Source organism: Sphingomonas prati (assembly GCF_014643515.1).
In the GTDB taxonomy this organism is placed as follows: domain Bacteria; phylum Pseudomonadota; class Alphaproteobacteria; order Sphingomonadales; family Sphingomonadaceae; genus Sphingomonas_R; species Sphingomonas_R prati.
This window is the reverse complement of the sequence record NZ_BMJP01000003.1, coordinates 266,934-282,399: the sequence shown is the minus strand read 5'-3', so window position 1 is coordinate 282,399 and position 15,466 is coordinate 266,934. Positions and strand designations below refer to the sequence as shown.

The 15,466-nt window shown below is 67.1% G+C and carries 15 protein-coding genes; 11 read left to right on the top strand and 4 right to left on the bottom strand.

Annotation, left to right across the window (positions count from 1 at the left end):
• The first annotated feature begins 2 nt into the window (after window positions 1-2).
• From IEX50_RS11845 to IEX50_RS11820, 6 genes are all read left to right on the top strand, one after another.
• Complete coding sequence (locus IEX50_RS11845) at window positions 3-761, top strand: SDR family NAD(P)-dependent oxidoreductase (RefSeq protein WP_157176107.1); 759 nt, start codon at window positions 3-5, stop codon at window positions 759-761.
• Window positions 758-955: a DUF5818 domain-containing protein gene (locus IEX50_RS11840; protein WP_157176106.1), complete on the top strand. Its 198-nt coding sequence runs from the start codon at window positions 758-760 to the stop codon at window positions 953-955. Before IEX50_RS11845 ends, IEX50_RS11840 begins: the two co-directional genes overlap by 4 nt.
• Complete coding sequence (locus IEX50_RS11835; protein ID WP_157176105.1) at window positions 952-1,641, top strand: aspartate/glutamate racemase family protein; 690 nt, start codon at window positions 952-954, stop codon at window positions 1,639-1,641. Before IEX50_RS11840 ends, IEX50_RS11835 begins: the two co-directional genes overlap by 4 nt.
• 419 nt (window positions 1,642-2,060) lie before the next feature.
• Window positions 2,061-2,840, top strand: coding sequence for a class II aldolase/adducin family protein (locus IEX50_RS11830; RefSeq protein WP_157176104.1), 780 nt, complete (start codon window positions 2,061-2,063; stop codon window positions 2,838-2,840).
• 12 nt (window positions 2,841-2,852) lie between these two features.
• Window positions 2,853-4,898, top strand: a complete 2,046-nt coding sequence (locus IEX50_RS11825) for a 3-hydroxyacyl-CoA dehydrogenase NAD-binding domain-containing protein (protein ID WP_157176103.1) — start codon at window positions 2,853-2,855, stop codon at window positions 4,896-4,898.
• Window positions 4,899-4,959: 61 nt separating this feature from the next.
• On the top strand, window positions 4,960-5,340 hold the full coding sequence (locus tag IEX50_RS11820) for a nuclear transport factor 2 family protein (protein WP_157176102.1): 381 nt from the start codon (window positions 4,960-4,962) through the stop codon (window positions 5,338-5,340).
• Here IEX50_RS11820 and IEX50_RS11815 read toward each other — a convergent pair whose 3' ends face one another.
• Window positions 5,341-5,598, bottom strand: coding sequence for a hypothetical protein (locus IEX50_RS11815; RefSeq protein WP_157176101.1), 258 nt, complete (start codon window positions 5,596-5,598; stop codon window positions 5,341-5,343).
• Between the two features lie 254 nt (window positions 5,599-5,852).
• Between IEX50_RS11815 and IEX50_RS11810 the strand changes: the two genes are divergently transcribed.
• The 4 genes from IEX50_RS11810 to IEX50_RS11795 all read left to right on the top strand — a co-directional run bounded on the left by IEX50_RS11810 (window position 5,853) and on the right by IEX50_RS11795 (window position 7,445).
• The gene (locus IEX50_RS11810; protein ID WP_188699471.1) at window positions 5,853-6,017 is read left to right on the top strand and encodes a hypothetical protein; all 165 of its coding nucleotides are present in this window, start codon (window positions 5,853-5,855) and stop codon (window positions 6,015-6,017) included.
• Window positions 6,018-6,236: 219 nt separating this feature from the next.
• The gene (locus IEX50_RS11805) at window positions 6,237-6,461 is read left to right on the top strand and encodes a hypothetical protein (RefSeq protein ID WP_157176099.1); all 225 of its coding nucleotides are present in this window, start codon (window positions 6,237-6,239) and stop codon (window positions 6,459-6,461) included.
• A gap of 82 nt (window positions 6,462-6,543) precedes the next feature.
• Window positions 6,544-7,026 carry a DUF2721 domain-containing protein gene (locus IEX50_RS11800; RefSeq protein ID WP_157176098.1) on the top strand — a complete coding sequence of 161 codons (483 nt, stop codon included), beginning with the start codon at window positions 6,544-6,546 and terminating at the stop codon, window positions 7,024-7,026.
• Window positions 7,023-7,445, top strand: a complete 423-nt coding sequence (locus IEX50_RS11795) for a DUF4345 domain-containing protein (RefSeq protein WP_157176097.1) — start codon at window positions 7,023-7,025, stop codon at window positions 7,443-7,445. The genes IEX50_RS11800 and IEX50_RS11795 overlap by 4 nt, the downstream gene beginning before the upstream one ends.
• Here the strand turns inward: IEX50_RS11795 and IEX50_RS11790 are convergent.
• Genes IEX50_RS11790 through IEX50_RS11780 form a run of 3 tightly spaced genes read right to left on the bottom strand, consistent with a single transcriptional unit; the run spans window position 7,414 to window position 13,398 of the window.
• Entirely contained in the window at window positions 7,414-8,991 is a 1,578-nt protein-coding gene (locus tag IEX50_RS11790; RefSeq protein WP_157176096.1) for an efflux transporter outer membrane subunit, read from the bottom strand. The two genes, IEX50_RS11795 and IEX50_RS11790, sit on opposite strands and share 32 nt — an antisense overlap.
• On the bottom strand, window positions 8,988-12,197 hold the full coding sequence (locus IEX50_RS11785; protein ID WP_157176095.1) for an efflux RND transporter permease subunit: 3,210 nt from the start codon (window positions 12,195-12,197) through the stop codon (window positions 8,988-8,990). The genes IEX50_RS11790 and IEX50_RS11785 overlap by 4 nt, the downstream gene beginning before the upstream one ends.
• A gap of 7 nt (window positions 12,198-12,204) precedes the next feature.
• Complete coding sequence (locus tag IEX50_RS11780; RefSeq protein WP_184075216.1) at window positions 12,205-13,398, bottom strand: efflux RND transporter periplasmic adaptor subunit; 1,194 nt, start codon at window positions 13,396-13,398, stop codon at window positions 12,205-12,207.
• A gap of 416 nt (window positions 13,399-13,814) precedes the next feature.
• On the opposite strand from IEX50_RS11780, the gene IEX50_RS11775 reads away from it, so the two are divergent.
• Entirely contained in the window at window positions 13,815-15,380 is a 1,566-nt protein-coding gene (locus IEX50_RS11775) for a peptide chain release factor 3 (RefSeq protein WP_157176093.1), read from the top strand.
• Window positions 15,381-15,466 lie beyond the last annotated feature (86 nt).

The window sequence follows — 15,466 nt, the reverse complement described above, 5'->3', positions numbered from 1 at the left end:
TGATGAGCAGAACGGCATTGGTGACGGGCGCGACGTCCGGGTTCGGGCTTGAGATCGCGCGGCGGCTGGTGGCGGCCGGACATCGCGTGATCGCGGCGGGGCGGCGGACCGACCGGCTGGAAGCGTTGCGCGACGAACTAGGCGCGGAGGCGATCTGCCCGCTGACGCTGGACGTGACCGATGCGGGTGCTGTGGCAGGGTTGCCGGGTGCGTTGGCGGAGGGGTGGCGCGAGGTCGACATCCTGGTGAACAATGCCGGCCTGGCGCTTGGCACCACCGCGGCGCAGGACAGCGATCTGGCGCAGTGGGAGCAGATGGTGGCGACCAACGTGCTTGGGCTGATGCGGCTGACCCATGCGATCCTGCCCGGCATGGTGGCGCGCGGGCGTGGCGATATCGTCAACCTGGGTAGTGTGGCGGCGAACTATCCCTATCCGGGCGGCAATGTGTACGGCGCGACGAAGGCGTTCGTGCAGCAGTTCACGCTGGGGCTGAAGACCGACCTGGCCGGCACGGGCGTGCGGGTGAGCGACGTGCAGCCGGGCCTGGTCGGCGGGACCGAGTTCAGCCATGTCCGGTTCGGCGGCGACGATGCGAAGGCGGGGGCGCCCTATGCGGACACCACGCCGATGACCGCGGCGGACGTGGCGGAAGCGGTGTTGTGGATCATCGGGCTGCCGGCCCATGTGAACGTCAACCGAATCGAGCTGATGCCGGTGGTGCAGGGCGCGGGGCCGTTCGTGGTGAAGCGCGGCGGATGATCGGGGATGCGGTCGACCTGTCCGGGACGCTGGTGCGCGACGGTGGTGGTTTTGCTTTGCAGCAGGACGGCGGCGGGCTGGTGCGGCTCGACCTGCACCGGTTGCCGGTCGACCGGGTCGAGAAGCGCGTCCGGGTGATCGGAACGTGGATCGGTGAGGCGCTGGTCGAGGCGGACGGGGTGTCGGCGCCGTGAGGACGATCGGGCTGATCGGCGGGATGAGCTGGGAAAGCTCGGCGCATTATTATCGGATCTTGAACGAGCGGGTGCGGGCGCGGCTGGGCGGCACGCATTCCGCGCGGTGCCTGATGCTCTCGGTCGATTTCGCGGAGGTCGAGGCGGCGCAGCATCGTGGCGACTGGCCGGCGCTGGCGGAGATGATGGCGGAGGCGGCGCGCGGGCTGGAGCGCGGCGGGGCGGACTTCGTGGTGCTGTGTACGAATACGATGCACCGCGTGGCCGATGCGATCGAGGCGGCGGTGGAAATCCCGCTGCTGCACATCGCGGACCCGACCTCGGCTGCGGTCCTGGCGGCGGGCTACAAACGGGTGGGGTTGATCGGGACGGCGTTCACGATGGAGCAGGCCTTCTACCGCGAGCGGCTCGAGGCGCAGGGGCTGGCGGTGCTGGTGCCGGGTGCGGCGGACCGGGCGGTGGTGCATGACGTGATTTACCGCGAGCTAGTGGTGGGGGTGGTGTCGGATGCTTCGCGGGCGGCGTATCGGGGCGTGATCGCGCGGCTGGTGGCGGAAGGGGCGGAGGCGGTCGTGCTGGGCTGTACCGAGATCATGCTGCTGGTCGGGGCGGGGGACAGTGCGGTGCCGTTGTTCGATACGACCGAGTTGCATGCTCGGGCGGCTGTGGAGTTGGCTTTGGGGTAGGGTTCGGGTGTGGGGCGGGTTGCGTCTCTTTCGCTCCCAGTTCCCGACTCCGTTTGGTTCGAGCCTGTCGAGAACTCCACGCAGGGTTCTCGACAGGCTCGAACCAAACGGGGCGGGGGCGGCAACATGTGTTCATGAATAGCTTCGAGGTGATGTTGGCTTCTCGGCTTCGCTCGAAGGGTCCCTCGACTTCGCTCGGGATGGACGGGCTGTGGTGGTTTGAGTGGGGCAGGGTGCAGCGCGGGCTGCTTGGCGTCGGCCGCGTGCTCCAAAAAATCTTTTGCCGGGTGACGTTGCGTCATCGCGGGTTCGTGGCCGCGAGCGACTTCCGGGGGACTGGCGTGGTTGCGCGGGGCGGCATAGCCTCTCCCGAGAAGACCGTAAGAGTCAGACCGAACCCCGCGAGAAGGATGCATCAAATGGCGACGGCAGCGACGCAGACCCCCTCCGTTCAGGCGCAGGTTTCGCCCGAGGAATGGCGGATCCGCGTCGATCTGGCGGCGGCGTATCGGCTGGTGGCGCTGTACGGGTGGGACGACCTGATCTTTACGCATCTGTCCGCGCGGGTGCCGGGGCCGGAGCATCATTTCCTGATCAACCCGTATCAGCTGATGTTCGAGGAGATCACGGCGTCGTCGCTGGTCAAGATCGACACGAACGGCCGGCCGGTGGGTGCGACGCCGTATATGGTCAACGCCGCGGGGTTCGTGATCCATTCGGCGATCCACATGGGGCGCGAGGATGCCGCCGCGGTGCTGCATCTCCATACGCCCTATGGGCAGGCGGTGTCGGCGATGGACGAGGGGTTGTTGCCTCATACCCAGACCGCGATGATCGCGGGGAGCGACATCGCCTATCACGACTATGAGGGTATCGCGACCGAACTGGAGGAGCGCGAGCGGCTGGTCGCGGACCTGGGGCAGCGGCACGTCATGCTGCTGCGCAACCATGGGACGTTGACGGTGGGGGAGAGCGTGGCGCAGGCGTTCCTGCGGATGTATTTTCTGGAACGGGCGTGCGAGGCGCAGGTCCATATGCTGTCCGCCGGGCGCGGCGCGCTGCTCAACCCGCCACAGGGCACGCCCGAAAAGGTGCGGGGGCAGTCGAGTGGGCCGGGGATGCAGATGCTGGCGGACATGCTCGCGTGGCCGGCGTTGCTGCGCAAGCTGGACCGGATCGACCCGGGGTTCCGGGACTAGGAGACGAAGCTGATGGCGACTGCCCCGATCACGACCCGCCGCGATGGCGACATATTGGTCATCACGTCGAACAACCCGCCGGTCAACGCGCTGGGCGCCGCGGTGCGGACCGGGCTGATGGCGGCGGTGCTGGAGGGCGCGGCGGATGCGGACGTGCGCGCGGTGGTGCTGCGGTGCGTCGGGCGGACGTTCTTTGCGGGGGCGGACATCACCGAGTTCGGCCAGCCGCCGGTGTTCCCGCTGCTGCCCGAACTGGTCGAGGTGATCGAGGGGAGCCCGAAGCCGATCGTGGCGGCGATCCACGGGACGGCGCTGGGCGGTGGGCTGGAGGTGGCGCTGGCGTGCCATTACCGGATCGCGGCGGACGGTGCGAAGCTCGGGCTGCCGGAGGTGAAGCTTGGGCTGCTGCCCGGCGCGGGCGGGACGCAGCGCCTGCCACGGTTGGTGGGGGTGACCGAAGCGCTGACGATGATCGTCGGCGGGAGTCCGGTTTCGGCCGAGCGTGCGTCGGAGATCGGGCTGGTCGATCGAGTCGTCGGGGCGGACGCGCTGGAGGCGGCCGCCATCGCTTATGCGCGGGATATCATCGGGGAGCCGTTGCCGCGGGCGTCGGAGCGCGGCGAGCGGATCGCGGAGGCGGTGCGCGATCCGGCGGTGTTCGACCGGTTTCGGCAGGCGCATGGCCGGCTGCTGAAGGGGCTGCGTGCACCGGAGGCGTGCATCGCGGCGGTGCGGGCGGCGGTGGAGCTGCCGTTCGCGGACGGCCTGCTGCGCGAGCGGGCGCTGTTCCAGGAACTGCTCGCCGGGGACGAGTCGAAGGCGCAGCGGCACTATTTCTTTGCGGAGCGCGCGGCGGGGAAGATCGCCGGGCTGGATGCGTCGGTCGTGCCGCAGGCGATCGAGCGGGTCGGGATCGTCGGCGCGGGGACGATGGGCGGCGGGATCGCGATGAACTTCCTGTCCGCCGGGATCCCGGTGACGCTGGTCGAGCGCGAGCAGGCGGCGCTGGACCGCGGCGTCGCGACGATCGGCGGCAATTATGCGCGCAACGTCCGGTCCGGGCGGATGAGCGAAGACGCGGCGGGGGCGGCGATGGCGTTGCTGCGGCCGACGCTGGCGCTGGCGGACCTGGCCGACAGCGATCTGGTGATCGAGGCGGTGTTTGAGGATCTGGCGGTCAAGACCGCGTTGTTCGCCGAACTGGACCGGATCGTGAAGCCGGGCGCGATCCTGGCGAGCAATACGAGCTACCTCGATATCGATGCGATCGCGGCGGCGACCGGGCGGCCGGAGGCGGTGCTGGGCCTGCACTTCTTTTCGCCCGCCAACATCATGCGGTTGCTGGAGGTGGTGCGCGGTGCCGCGACCGCGCCGGAGGTGCTGGCGACCGCGATGGCGCTGTCCAAGCGGATCGGCAAGATCGCGGTGGTGGCGCGGACGTGCGACGGGTTCATCGGCAACCGGATGCTGAAACCGCGGCAGGAGGCGGCGAACCAGTTGGTGCTGGAAGGGGCCAAGCCGTGGGACGTCGACCGCGTGCTGACCGCGTTCAGGTTTCCGATGGGGCCGTTCCAGATGGCGGACCTTGCCGGGCTCGACCTGGGCTGGGATGCGGCGACGTCGCAGGGCGCGACGCTGCGCGAGGCGATGTGCGAGGCGGGGCGGCGCGGGCAGAAGAACGGGCGCGGCTTCTACGATTACGACGCCGAGCGGCGGGGCACGCCGTCGCCGCAAGCGGAGGCGATCATCGCGGCGTTCGTCGCGAAGCGCGGGACGGTGCAGCGCGCGGTCGACGATGCGGAGATCCTCGAGCGGCTGCTGTACCCGATGGTGAACGAGGGCGCGCGGATCGTCGAGGAGGGCGTGGCGCAGCGCGCGTCCGACATCGATGTGGTGTGGGTCAACGGCTATGGCTGGCCGATCGGGACCGGCGGGCCGATGTTCTGGGCCGATACGATCGGGCTGGACACGGTGGCGGCCGGGCTGGAGCGGCAGGGGGTCGCGGTCGCGCCGTTGCTGCGGCGGCTGGCCGCGGAGGGTGGTCGTTTCACCGGGTGATCGGGCGGAACATCCGGCCGTGCGCCGCGCTTTTGCGGGGAGACCGAACAGGAGCCCTGCCATGACGATCGACGCCAAGACATTCATCGACGCACTGCGTACGCTGGAGGACAATTCGGACGTGGAGCCGATTGCCGCCCTGTTCGCGGACGGGGCGGAGATTTCCAACCCGCTGGTCGAACATGGCGGGCGCGACGGGGCGGCGGCGTTCTGGACCGCGTATCGCGGGACGTTCGACAGCATCCATTCCGAGTTCCGCAACATCGTCGAACAGGACGGCGTGGCGCTGCTCGAATGGGTGAGCGAGGGCAGCGTGGACGGCAAGGACGTGCGCTATGGCGGGGTCAGCGTGATCGAGAGCGGCGAGCGAGGGATTACCGTATTCCGGACCTACTTCGATCCGGCAAAGATCGGTCGGGTCATGTCGGCCGACGTCGGCTAATCAGCGGTGCCTCTGGCGGATCACGGTGTCGATCAGGCGGTCAAGCTTCATCCGGCCCACCTGATCGCGCAGGTCGGCGATTTCATATTCCATGCGGCGCAACCGCGCGGGTGGTGCAGCTTCGTCGAGGCGAGCGAGGTTATTGAGTTCGGCCGTACTGAAAATACCGACTGCCGTAGGATGATCGGTCCCTGTGGGAATAGCATGCGCAAATGCTGGTGTAGCGACCATCATTATCGTCAGAACTAATTTCAGCATTGTCTTCCCCCTTCGGGAACAAATTCGTTTCTCCTGTTTGCGGTTAGGCCCGGGGTATTAGAAAGGCGTTAATCGGGAGGTGGGCCGCGGAGCGGGAGACGGTCCGGCAGGGGGCGATCCGGTGCCGCACGTGCGTTGCTGACGTCGACGACACGCTTCGAATTTCTGTTCGGATTTTACTATTATTCGATTGAACGTGTTGCGGTTTTATGTCCTTATGACTCTCAAATCGCTGCAAAGACGGCGTTTAGAGGATGCAGACAATCGTGGCACAGGCGCAGACGGATTTTCGTGTTGGCACTTCGGGTGCGACGGCGGGTGACAGGCCGAGCGGCATGTTCCAGGGCCTTGCACTGGCGACGATTTTTTCGATCGTCCTCTGGAGCGTGCTGATTCTGATGATCATGCATTACGCCTGACGGTCGAGTCGGGCGTTGCCATGCACCTGCGCTCGTTTTGTGTCCCTTACGCAAACTGAGGAACTGACGGGATACTCCGGACCGGCTGACTACTGCCAGTGGTGATCAGTGCTTCCAGTTGATTGAGCTTTAATCAGACTAATAGCTGATTGAAGTACTCTGGAAATTCAGGGCATATTTATCAGTATTGGCCGCCCGGGGGGGCGTTCGAGGTACCTGATGAAGTTGACTGCAACGAACGTTGGCGATGGAGCCAGCGCGAGTCAAAAAGATCTAACGCGCGATCTTTACAAAGAACTGGCCCGCGAGGTTGGGGTCGACGCCGATCGCGACGAGCCGTACAGCGATGCACCGAGCAGATTATTTCGCGGGCTAGCGCTCGCAATGATCGTTTCGGCTGTCATGTGGTTCGGGCTTATCGTTCTGGTGATCGCGGTCCTCTGACCCGCACACTGCGGCTTGCCGGACTTCGGCGCCTTGCCATTTCGCTTGACGCGGCGCGGGCAGACCCGTCATCCCGGCACTCATGATCGCCCCAACAGCCGCGGCGGAACTCGCCCACACGATCCAGATGGCGACCGCTCCGGTCTTCCTGCTCACCGGGATCGGTGCGTTCCTGAACGTGATGGTCGGGCGGCTGGCGCGGGTGGTGGACCGGGCGCGGGCGCTCGAGACGCGCTTCACGCCGGTCGGTCATGCCGACCATGATCGCCAAGTGTGGGAATTGCGGCTGCTCGACCGGCGGATGCGGGTGGTGAGCCGGGCGATTTCACTCTGCACGGCCAGCGCGGCGCTGATCTGCGGCGTCGTGGCGGGACTGTTCCTGGCGCGGCTCGTCGGGATCGGGTTTTCCAACACGATGGCGATCATCTTTGCCGCCGCGATGCTGATGCTGATCGGCGGGCTGACGATGTTCCTGTTCGAGGTGCATCTGTCGATGAAGAGCATCAAGATCCGCCACGAACTGCTCGAACATGGCCAGGGCCGCGGCGTGCGGTGGTGGCGATGACGCCCGCGACCGAGCGGCGGCTGTTGCAGGCGGTGGCAGCGCTGGCGTGCCTCGTGCCGCTGACCGTCGGTGGGGAGAGCGTGCTGCGCGGTGTCGTATATTTGAAGGGCGCGCCGATCCCGGTGCCGCCCGATCTGGACAGCCATTTCCGCTATGTGTCGGGCATCTTTCTGGGGCTGGGCTTCGGCTTTGCCTATGCGATCCCGGCGATCGAGCGGCGGACGGCGATCTTCCGGATGCTGGGGCTGATGGTCGTGCTTGGCGGGCTGGCGCGGCTGCTGTCGCTAGTGGAGGTGGGGGTGCCGTCGAACGGGCATCTGTTCGGGCTGTGCATGGAACTGGGCGTCGTGCCGATGCTGATGCTGTGGCAGACGCGGGTGGCGCGGATCAGCGGGTTGGGGTCTGGTCCGCTTCGCTGACGGGTGAGCGCATGACGGCGGCGGCGGCGGGGTCGCCCGCGATCTGTGCGTCGCCGCCGAGCACGCGGTAGAGCGTCACGAGATTGTCGGCGCGGGTCAGGCGGGTGGTCACGAGCTGCTGCTGCGCGTTGTAGAGCGTGCGTTGCGCGTCGAGGCTGTTGAGGAACGTGCCGATCCCGCCGCGGTAGGACCGTTCGGTGAGATAGTAATTGTCCTGCGCCGCGGCGGTCAGCTCGCGCCGCGCGGCCAGTTCGCGGTCGATCGTCCCGCGCCGCGCGAGCGCGTCGGACACTTCGCGGAACGCGGTCTGGATCGTCTGTTCGTAGGTGGCGAGTGCGACCTGCTGCTGCGCGCGGGCATAGGCCAGGTTGCCGCGGTTGGCGCCGCCGTCGAAGATCGGGAGCGTGACGGTGGGCGACGCGCTCCAGTTGAAGGCCCCGCCGCTGAACAGCGAACCGAGCGCACCACTGGCGAGGCCGGCGAGGCTGGTCAGGCTGATCGTCGGGAAGAAGGCGGCACGGGCGGCGCCGATCCGCGCGTTGGTAGCGCGCAGGTCGAACTCGGATTGCACGACGTCGGGGCGGCGCAGGAGGATGTCGGAGTTCAGGCCGGCCGGGACCTCCGCGAGCAGGCCGTCGACGCTTTCGATCGAGGCTGGCAGCAGCGCGGGGTCGACCGGTGCGCCGACCAACAGGGTGAGCGCGTTGACGTCCTGCGCCAGCGCGGTGGTGAGCGTCGCGGTGTCGGCGCGCGCGGTGAGCAGGACCGTTTCGGCCTGGCGCAGGTCGGTGCGCGGGGCGATGCCGCCCTGGAGCCGCGCGCGGGTGAGCGTGACCGACCGGGCGGCGCTGGCCTCAGTCGCGCGGGCGATCGCGAGTTGGCTGCGGTCTGATGCGTAGGTCAGGTAGGCGCTTGCCACTTCCGCGACGAGCGAGAGGCGGGTCGCGCGGGCGGCGGCCTCGGTGCTGAAATAGGTGGCGAGTGCGGCGCGGCTTTGCGAGCGGATCCGGCCGAACAGGTCGACCTCGAACGCGCTGACGCCGACGTTGATCGAATATTGATCGTAAAAGCCGCTGCCGCCGCCGGTCGTGACGACACCGCCATTGCCGTTGCCGGTGCCGCCGGTGCCGGTGCCGATACCCCCGGTCCCTGTTCCGGCGCCGACATTACCGGTGCCGGTGTTGACGTTGGACGTCCCACTGGAGCCGTTGTCGCCGAGTTGAACCCGGCCGGTGGCGTCGACTTGCGGGAACAGAGACGATCGTTCGACACGGTAAAGTGCGCGGGCCGACGCGACGTTGCCGGCGGCGATGCGCAGGTCCCGGTTGTTGGTGAGCGCCTGGGCGATCACAGCCTGGAGCTTCGGATCGCGGAAGATGTCGGTGTAGGACAAGGTCGGCAGCGTCGCCTCGGTCCGTCGCAGATAGGCGTCGCCGACCGGCCAGCTGGTGGTGACCGGCGGCGTGGTGCGTTCGTAGCGCGGCTCGAGGCTGCATCCGCCAAGCAGCAGGACGGCGAGCGGTAGAAGGGCAGCGTTACGGGTCATGCGGGCTCCGGTTTCGCAGGCGGCGGCGCGGTGCGGTCCGGTTCGCCCTTGTCGTCGGCCTGCGCGGGGGCGCCGTGCTGCGGTCCCTTGAACACGCGGCGGACCAGCACGAAGAACAACGGCACGAAGAAGATCGCCAGGATCGTCGCGGTCAGCATGCCGCCGATCACAGCGGTGCCAATCGCGACGCGGCTCTGCGCGCCGGCCCCGGTGCTAATCGCCAGCGGCAGCACGCCGAAGATGAAGGCGAGGCTAGTCATCAGGATGGGGCGGAGGCGCAGGCGGGCCGCCTCGATCGCGGCGTCGAACGGCGACTTGCCCGCGCGTTCGGCCTGTTCGGCGAATTCGACGATCAGGATCGCGTTCTTGGCGGACAGGCCCATGGTGGTGAGCAGGCCGACCTGGAAATAGACGTCGTTTTCCAACCCGCGCAGCGCCACCGCGATGACCGCGCCGACCAGCCCGAGCGGGATCACGAGCAGCACCGAGAAGGGGATCGACCAGCTTTCGTACAGCGCGGCCAGACAGAGGAAGATGACGAGGATCGACAGGCCGTAGAGCAACGGCGCCTGACCCGACGACAGCCGTTCCTGGTAGGACAGGCCGGACCAGGCGACCGAGGTGCCGGGCAGTTTCGACGCGATCTGGATCATGCGTTCCATCGCGTCGCCCGACGACTTGCCGGGCGCCGCCTGTCCCTGGATTTCGTAGGCTGGCAGGCCGCTGAACCGGACGAGCGTCGTCGGTGCCTGGGACCAGCTCGTCGTGGCGAATGCTGAGAATGGCGCCATCTGGCCACTTTCGGTGCGAACGAACCAGCTGTTCAGATCGCTGGGCGACGCTCGGTAGGGCGCGTCGCCCTGGACATAGACGCGCTTCACCCGGCCGCGATCGACGAAGTCGTTGACGTAGGTGCCGCCCCAAGCTGCGCTGAGCGTGTTGTCGACCGTGGCCTGCGAGATGCCAAGCGCGCCGACCTTCGCCTGGTCGACGGTGACCTGGAGCGTGGGGACGTCCTCCAGCCCGCCGGGGCGGACCGCGGCGAGATCAGGATCAGCCGCGGCGTCCGCGAGGAGCTTGTCGCGCTGGGCCTTAAACTGCGCCTGTGGCATGCCGGACGCGTTCTGCAATTCCATGGTGAAGCCGTTCGACTGGCCAAGCCCCTGTACCGACGGCGGGGTGAGCGCCACGAACTGCACGTCGCGGAGCAGCGGCGCGACTCCCTTGGTAGCGCGCTCGGTGATCGCCTTCGCTGCGTTCTCCTTGCCCTTACGATCGTCCCATGGCGCGAGTTGAACGAAGCCCTGACCGACATTCTGGCCCGACCCGCCGAACCGGAAGCCCGAAATGGTGAAAATGCCAGCGATGTTGGCCTTTTCCGACCCCAGGAAATAATCCTCGATCGATTTGGCGGCGGCCAGCGTGCGAGGCTGCGTGGCACCGGGCGGCAGCGTGTACTGGATGATTGCGGAACCCTGGTCCTCGGTCGGCAGGAAGCCCTGTGGCAGTTGCAGGAAGACGAGTACGAGCACCGCGACGATGCCGGCGAACCCCAGCATTGCGATCCAGGCGCGGGCGATGATCGCCTTTACGCCTTCGACGTAACGCTTGATCGTGCGGTCGAACATGCGGTTGAACCAGTCCGCGAACTTGGCGAACCAGCCGGCGACGCGGTTGCGCGGTTTCTCATCGGTTTCGTCGCGGCGCTTAAGCAGCGTGGCGGTGAGCGCGGGGGTGAGGACAAGTGCTACCACGACTGAGAGGACCATCGACGAGATGATCGTGATCGAGAATTGCCGGTAGATGACGCCGGTGGAGCCGCCGAAGAACGCCATTGGCATGAAAACCGCGGACAGGACGAGCGCGATGCCGATCAGCGCCGTCTGGATTTCGGACATCGACTTGATCGTCGCATCGCGCGGCGAGATGTCGGGTTCCTCGTCCATCACGCGCTCGACATTTTCGACGACGACGATCGCGTCGTCGACGAGCAGGCCGATCGACAGGACGAGGCCAAACAAAGTAAGCGTGTTGATCGAATAACCGAACAGCGCGATGACGCCGAACGTGCCGAGCAGCACGACGGGGACCGCGATCGTCGGGATCAGCGTGGCGCGCCAGTTCTGGAGAAAGACGAACATCACGATGATCACGAGGATGATCGCCTCGATCAGCGTCTTCACGACCTCTTCCACCGACAGTTTGATGAAGTCGGTGCTGTCGCGCGGGAAGGTGTAGCGGTAGCCGTCGGGGAACGCCTTGGACTGGCGGACCACTTCCGCCTTGACCAGTTCGGCGGTTTCGAGCGCATCGGCCCCGGGGGCGAGCTGGATCGAGATGCCGGACGCGGGGTGACGGTTGAACCGGCTGAGCGCGTTATAGTTTTCCTGACCCAGTTCGACGCGCGCAACATTGGACAACAGCACCTTCGACCCGTCGGTCTGCGTCTTGACGATGATGTTGCGGAACTGTTCGGGCGTGGTCAGTCGCGTCTTGGCGGTGACGGTGGCGTTCAACATCTGCGTTACTGGGGAGGGCGACGCGCCGATCTGGCCGGCGGCGACCTGGGCATTCTGCGCCTCGATCGCGGAGACCACGTCGGATGGCATGAGCGCATAAGAACTGAGTCGGTAGGGGTCGAGCCACACCCGCATCGCATATTGCGCGCCGAACACATTGGTCGCGCCGACGCCGGGAATACGGCCGATCGGATCCTGCAGGTTGGCGACCAGATAGTCGGAAATGTCGCCATTCGTGCGGCGATCCGTCTCGTCATAGATTGCGGCGAGCAGCAGGAAATCGCTGTTCGACTTGGTGACGGTCAGGCCCTGCTGCTGCACCTGTTGCGGCAGGCGGGAGAGTGCCTGCTGGACCTTGTTCTGAACCTGGACCTGCGCGATGTCCGGGTCGGTTCCCTTGGAGAAGGTGACCGAGATCGTCACCTGGCCTTCGGAACTGGACGTCGACTGGAAGTAGATCAACCCGTCGATGCCGGTCAGCTGTTGCTCGATGATCTGCGTGACGCTCGATTCGAGGATGTCCGCGGATGCGCCGGGATAGTTTGCGCGAACGCTGACCTGCGGCGGGGCGACGTCGGGATATTGCTCGATCGGCAGCGTCAGGATCGCTCCGACGCCCGCCAGCATGATGACGATGGCGATGACCCAGGCAAAGATCGGGCGATCGATGAAGACGCGGCTGATCATGAGGCGGTCAGTTGCCCTTGGGCTGCGCGGCACCCGCGGGGGCGGGCTGGGCGCGGGGCTTGGAGCCCGCGGGCACGGGCCGCACGGTCTGGTTGGGTTTCAGCTTGGCGAGCCCTTCGGTGATGACGCGGTCGCCCGGCTTGAGCCCGCCGGTGACGAGCCAGTTGCTGCCGATCGTGCGGCTCGTCTGCACGACGCGCATCACGGCCTTGTTGTTCGGACCGACAACGAAGGCGGTCGCCTGCCCCTTCGGATCGCGCGCGATGCCGGCCTGCGGCACGAGGATCGCGTTGGTGTCGCTGCTCTGCGCCAGGATCGCGCGGACATACATGCCGGGCAGCAGGAGCCCGTCCGGATTGGGGAAGCGCGCGCGCAGCGTGACGGTGCCGGTGTTTTGGTCGACCGTAACCTCCGCGAACTGGACGGTGCCGGTGCGGCCATAGTCGCTGCCGTCCTCCAGCTTCAGCCGGACGGTGCCGCTGGTCGGCACGACCCCGCCGGATGCGAGCGCACGGCGCAGCGTGAGCAGTTCGGCGGACGATTGCTGGATATCGACGAAGATCGGGTCGAGCCGCTGGATGGTGGTCAGCGGATCGGCCTGGCTGGCGGTGACCAGCGCACCGGTGGTGAACAGCGAGCGCCCGATGCGACCGGTGATCGGCGCGGGCACGCGGGTGAAGGCCAAGTTGATCTGCGCGGTATCGAGCTGCGCGCGGTTCTGCGCGATGGTGGCACGGGCCTGCGCGGCGGTCGCGGCGGCGTCGGTATAGTCCTGCTGTGCCACGGCCTCGATCTGCGCAAGCGGGCGGAGCCGGTCGGCCCGGACGCGGGCGGCGGTTTCCGCGGCGCGGGCGCTGGCGACGTTGGCCTGCGCTTCGGCAGCGGTGGCGCGGTAGAGCCGCGGGTCAATCTGGTACAGCGTCTGCCCTTCGCGGACGACAGTGCCCTCGGTGAACAGCCGTGCCTTAATGATGCCCGACACCTGCGGCCGGACCTCCGACGTTTCATAGGCGGCGGTGCGCCCGGCGAGTTCGGCGACGAGCGGGACGCTTTGCGTGCGGACCGTGACGAAGCCGACTTCGGGAATGGGCGGCGGGCCCTTTTTCTCGTCCTCTTTCCCGCCGCAACCGGACAGGGCCAGGACGGCGAGCAGGCTGAAGGGAAGGGCGCAGGCGAGGCCCCTGACGCGCGAAACTTTCATGGAGGTCAGCATGGGTTTCCGCGTGATCCCGGTCAATCAGAGGTTGGTTTCAACGCTGACACAGACCCGACGATGCCGGCAAACGGAGTCGCGCGCGGGGAGTGACGGCACAAGTTACGGACGTGAGACCCGAACGGGTTGCAGGAGACCAGAAACTAGACGGGCCGGCGCTATCGCGGACGAACCGCGACCACAACCGGCCCGCAAGAAAACGGGCCGCGCTCCGGGGGGGAGGATGCGCGGCCCGCAATCTATATCCGTTCCGAGGGGGGGTCGGAAGGGACATTGTGCGAAGCGCATGAAAGTGGTTCGGGTTCCGGGCGGGCGCGCGTTTTTTAACGATCCGCGATGCTCGCCTTTGGGCGCGGCAGGCTGTACCGCACCCGGCATCCCCGAATTCTGCTGGACCATCACGCATGAACGACCGTCCGACCGGACGCCCCGACCGCCGGACCTTCGCGATCATCTCGCACCCCGACGCCGGCAAGACGACGCTGACCGAGAAGCTGCTGATCGCGGGTGGTGCCATCCACCTGGCGGGCGAGGTCAAGGCGCGTGGCCAGACGCGGCGCGCGCGCTCCGACTGGATGAAGATCGAGCAGCAGCGCGGGATTTCGGTCACCTCGTCGGTCATGACGTTCGAATATGACGGGCTGACGTTCAACCTGCTCGATACGCCGGGGCATGAGGATTTCAGCGAGGATACGTACCGCACGCTGACCGCGGTCGACAGCGCGGTGATGGTGATCGACGCGGCGCGCGGGATCGAGGCGCAGACGCGCAAGCTGTTCGAGGTGTGCCGGCTGCGGTCCGTGCCGATCATCACCTTCGTCAACAAGGTGGACCGCGAGGGGCGGTCGCCGTTCGACCTGATGGACCAGATCGCCGACCAGCTTGCCCTCGACGTCGCGCCGATGATGTGGCCGGCCGGGCTGGGCGGCGAGTTCGAGGGGCTGTACGATGTCGCGGGCCAGCGGATGCTGTTGCCCGAGGGGCGGGTGGAGCCGGTCGACGGGCTCGACGATCCGAAGCTCGACACGATGCTGTCGGAGCGCGCCGCGGCGCGGTTGCGCGAGGAGGTCGAGCTGGGTGTCGGGGGCTATGCCGCGTTCGACCGGGCAAAATATCTGAGCGGCGACATGACGCCGGTGTATTTCGGGTCGGCGCTGCGCGATTTCGGCGTGCCGGAGCTGATCCATGCGCTGCGCGATCTTGCGCCGTCGCCGCGGCCACAGCCGGCGGACCCGGCGCCGATCAGCCCGGATCAGGACGGCGTGACCGGGTTCGTGTTCAAGGTGCAGGCCAACATGAACCCGCAGCACCGCGACCGCGTGGCGTTCATGCGGCTGTGTTCGGGCAAGTTCCGGCGCGGCATGAAGCTGAACCAGTCGGGCACGGGCAAGGCGATCGCGGTGCATTCGCCGATCCTGTTCTTCGCGCAGAGCCGCGAAGTGGCGGACGAGGCGTGGCCGGGTGACATCATTGGCATCCCCAACCACGGCACGCTGCGGGTCGGCGATTCGCTGGCCGAGGGGACGCCGGTGGTGTTCACCGGGCTGCCGAACTTCGCGCCGGAGATCCTGCGCCGCGTGCAACTGGTCGATCCGACTAAGACCAAGCAGTTGCGCAAGGCGCTCGACGATCTGTCCGAGGAGGGGGTGGTGCAGGTGTTCCACCCGGCGATCGGATCGCAGATGATCGTCGGCGTGGTCGGGCAGCTACAGCTGGAAGTGCTGATCAGCCGGCTGGAGCATGAGTACAAGGTCGATGCGCGGCTGGAGCCCTCGCCCTGGGATACGGCGCGCTGGATCGCGACCGATGCGGCGCCAGACATGGCGGCGTTCCAGTCGCAGCACCGCAGCGCGATGGCGACCGACCGCGACGGGCAGCCGGTGTTCCTGGCGAAGGATCTGTGGGACCTGAATTTCGTGAGTGGGCGGTCGCCGACGGTGCGGTTTTCCGCGACGAAGGAGCGGGTTTAGGGTTCCGCCTAACCGCCTGACCCGTCCATGCCGAGCGAAGTCTAGGCACTTCCACGAGCGTAGCTGGGGGCGGGGTTGGCCGTCTT

Excerpts from the sequence above, each read along its gene's own strand:
- IEX50_RS11840 (WP_157176106.1), top strand. The coding sequence starts at position 758 with ATGATCGGGGATGCGGTCGACCTGTCCGGGACGCTGGTGCGCGACGGT.
- IEX50_RS11845 (WP_157176107.1), top strand. The coding sequence starts at position 3 with ATGAGCAGAACGGCATTGGTGACGGGCGCGACGTCCGGGTTCGGGCTT.
- IEX50_RS11810 (WP_188699471.1), top strand. The coding sequence starts at position 5,853 with ATGCAGACAATCGTGGCACAGGCGCAGACGGATTTTCGTGTTGGCACT.
- IEX50_RS11785 (WP_157176095.1), bottom strand. The coding sequence starts at position 12,197 with ATGATCAGCCGCGTCTTCATCGATCGCCCGATCTTTGCCTGGGTCATC.
- IEX50_RS11830 (WP_157176104.1), top strand. The coding sequence starts at position 2,061 with ATGGCGACGGCAGCGACGCAGACCCCCTCCGTTCAGGCGCAGGTTTCG.
- IEX50_RS11800 (WP_157176098.1), top strand. The coding sequence starts at position 6,544 with ATGATCGCCCCAACAGCCGCGGCGGAACTCGCCCACACGATCCAGATG.
- IEX50_RS11825 (WP_157176103.1), top strand. The coding sequence starts at position 2,853 with ATGGCGACTGCCCCGATCACGACCCGCCGCGATGGCGACATATTGGTC.
- IEX50_RS11780 (WP_184075216.1), bottom strand. The coding sequence starts at position 13,398 with ATGAAAGTTTCGCGCGTCAGGGGCCTCGCCTGCGCCCTTCCCTTCAGC.
- IEX50_RS11775 (WP_157176093.1), top strand. The coding sequence starts at position 13,815 with ATGAACGACCGTCCGACCGGACGCCCCGACCGCCGGACCTTCGCGATC.
- IEX50_RS11790 (WP_157176096.1), bottom strand. The coding sequence starts at position 8,991 with ATGACCCGTAACGCTGCCCTTCTACCGCTCGCCGTCCTGCTGCTTGGC.
- IEX50_RS11795 (WP_157176097.1), top strand. The coding sequence starts at position 7,023 with ATGACGCCCGCGACCGAGCGGCGGCTGTTGCAGGCGGTGGCAGCGCTG.
- IEX50_RS11805 (WP_157176099.1), top strand. The coding sequence starts at position 6,237 with ATGAAGTTGACTGCAACGAACGTTGGCGATGGAGCCAGCGCGAGTCAA.
- IEX50_RS11815 (WP_157176101.1), bottom strand. The coding sequence starts at position 5,598 with ATGCTGAAATTAGTTCTGACGATAATGATGGTCGCTACACCAGCATTT.
- IEX50_RS11820 (WP_157176102.1), top strand. The coding sequence starts at position 4,960 with ATGACGATCGACGCCAAGACATTCATCGACGCACTGCGTACGCTGGAG.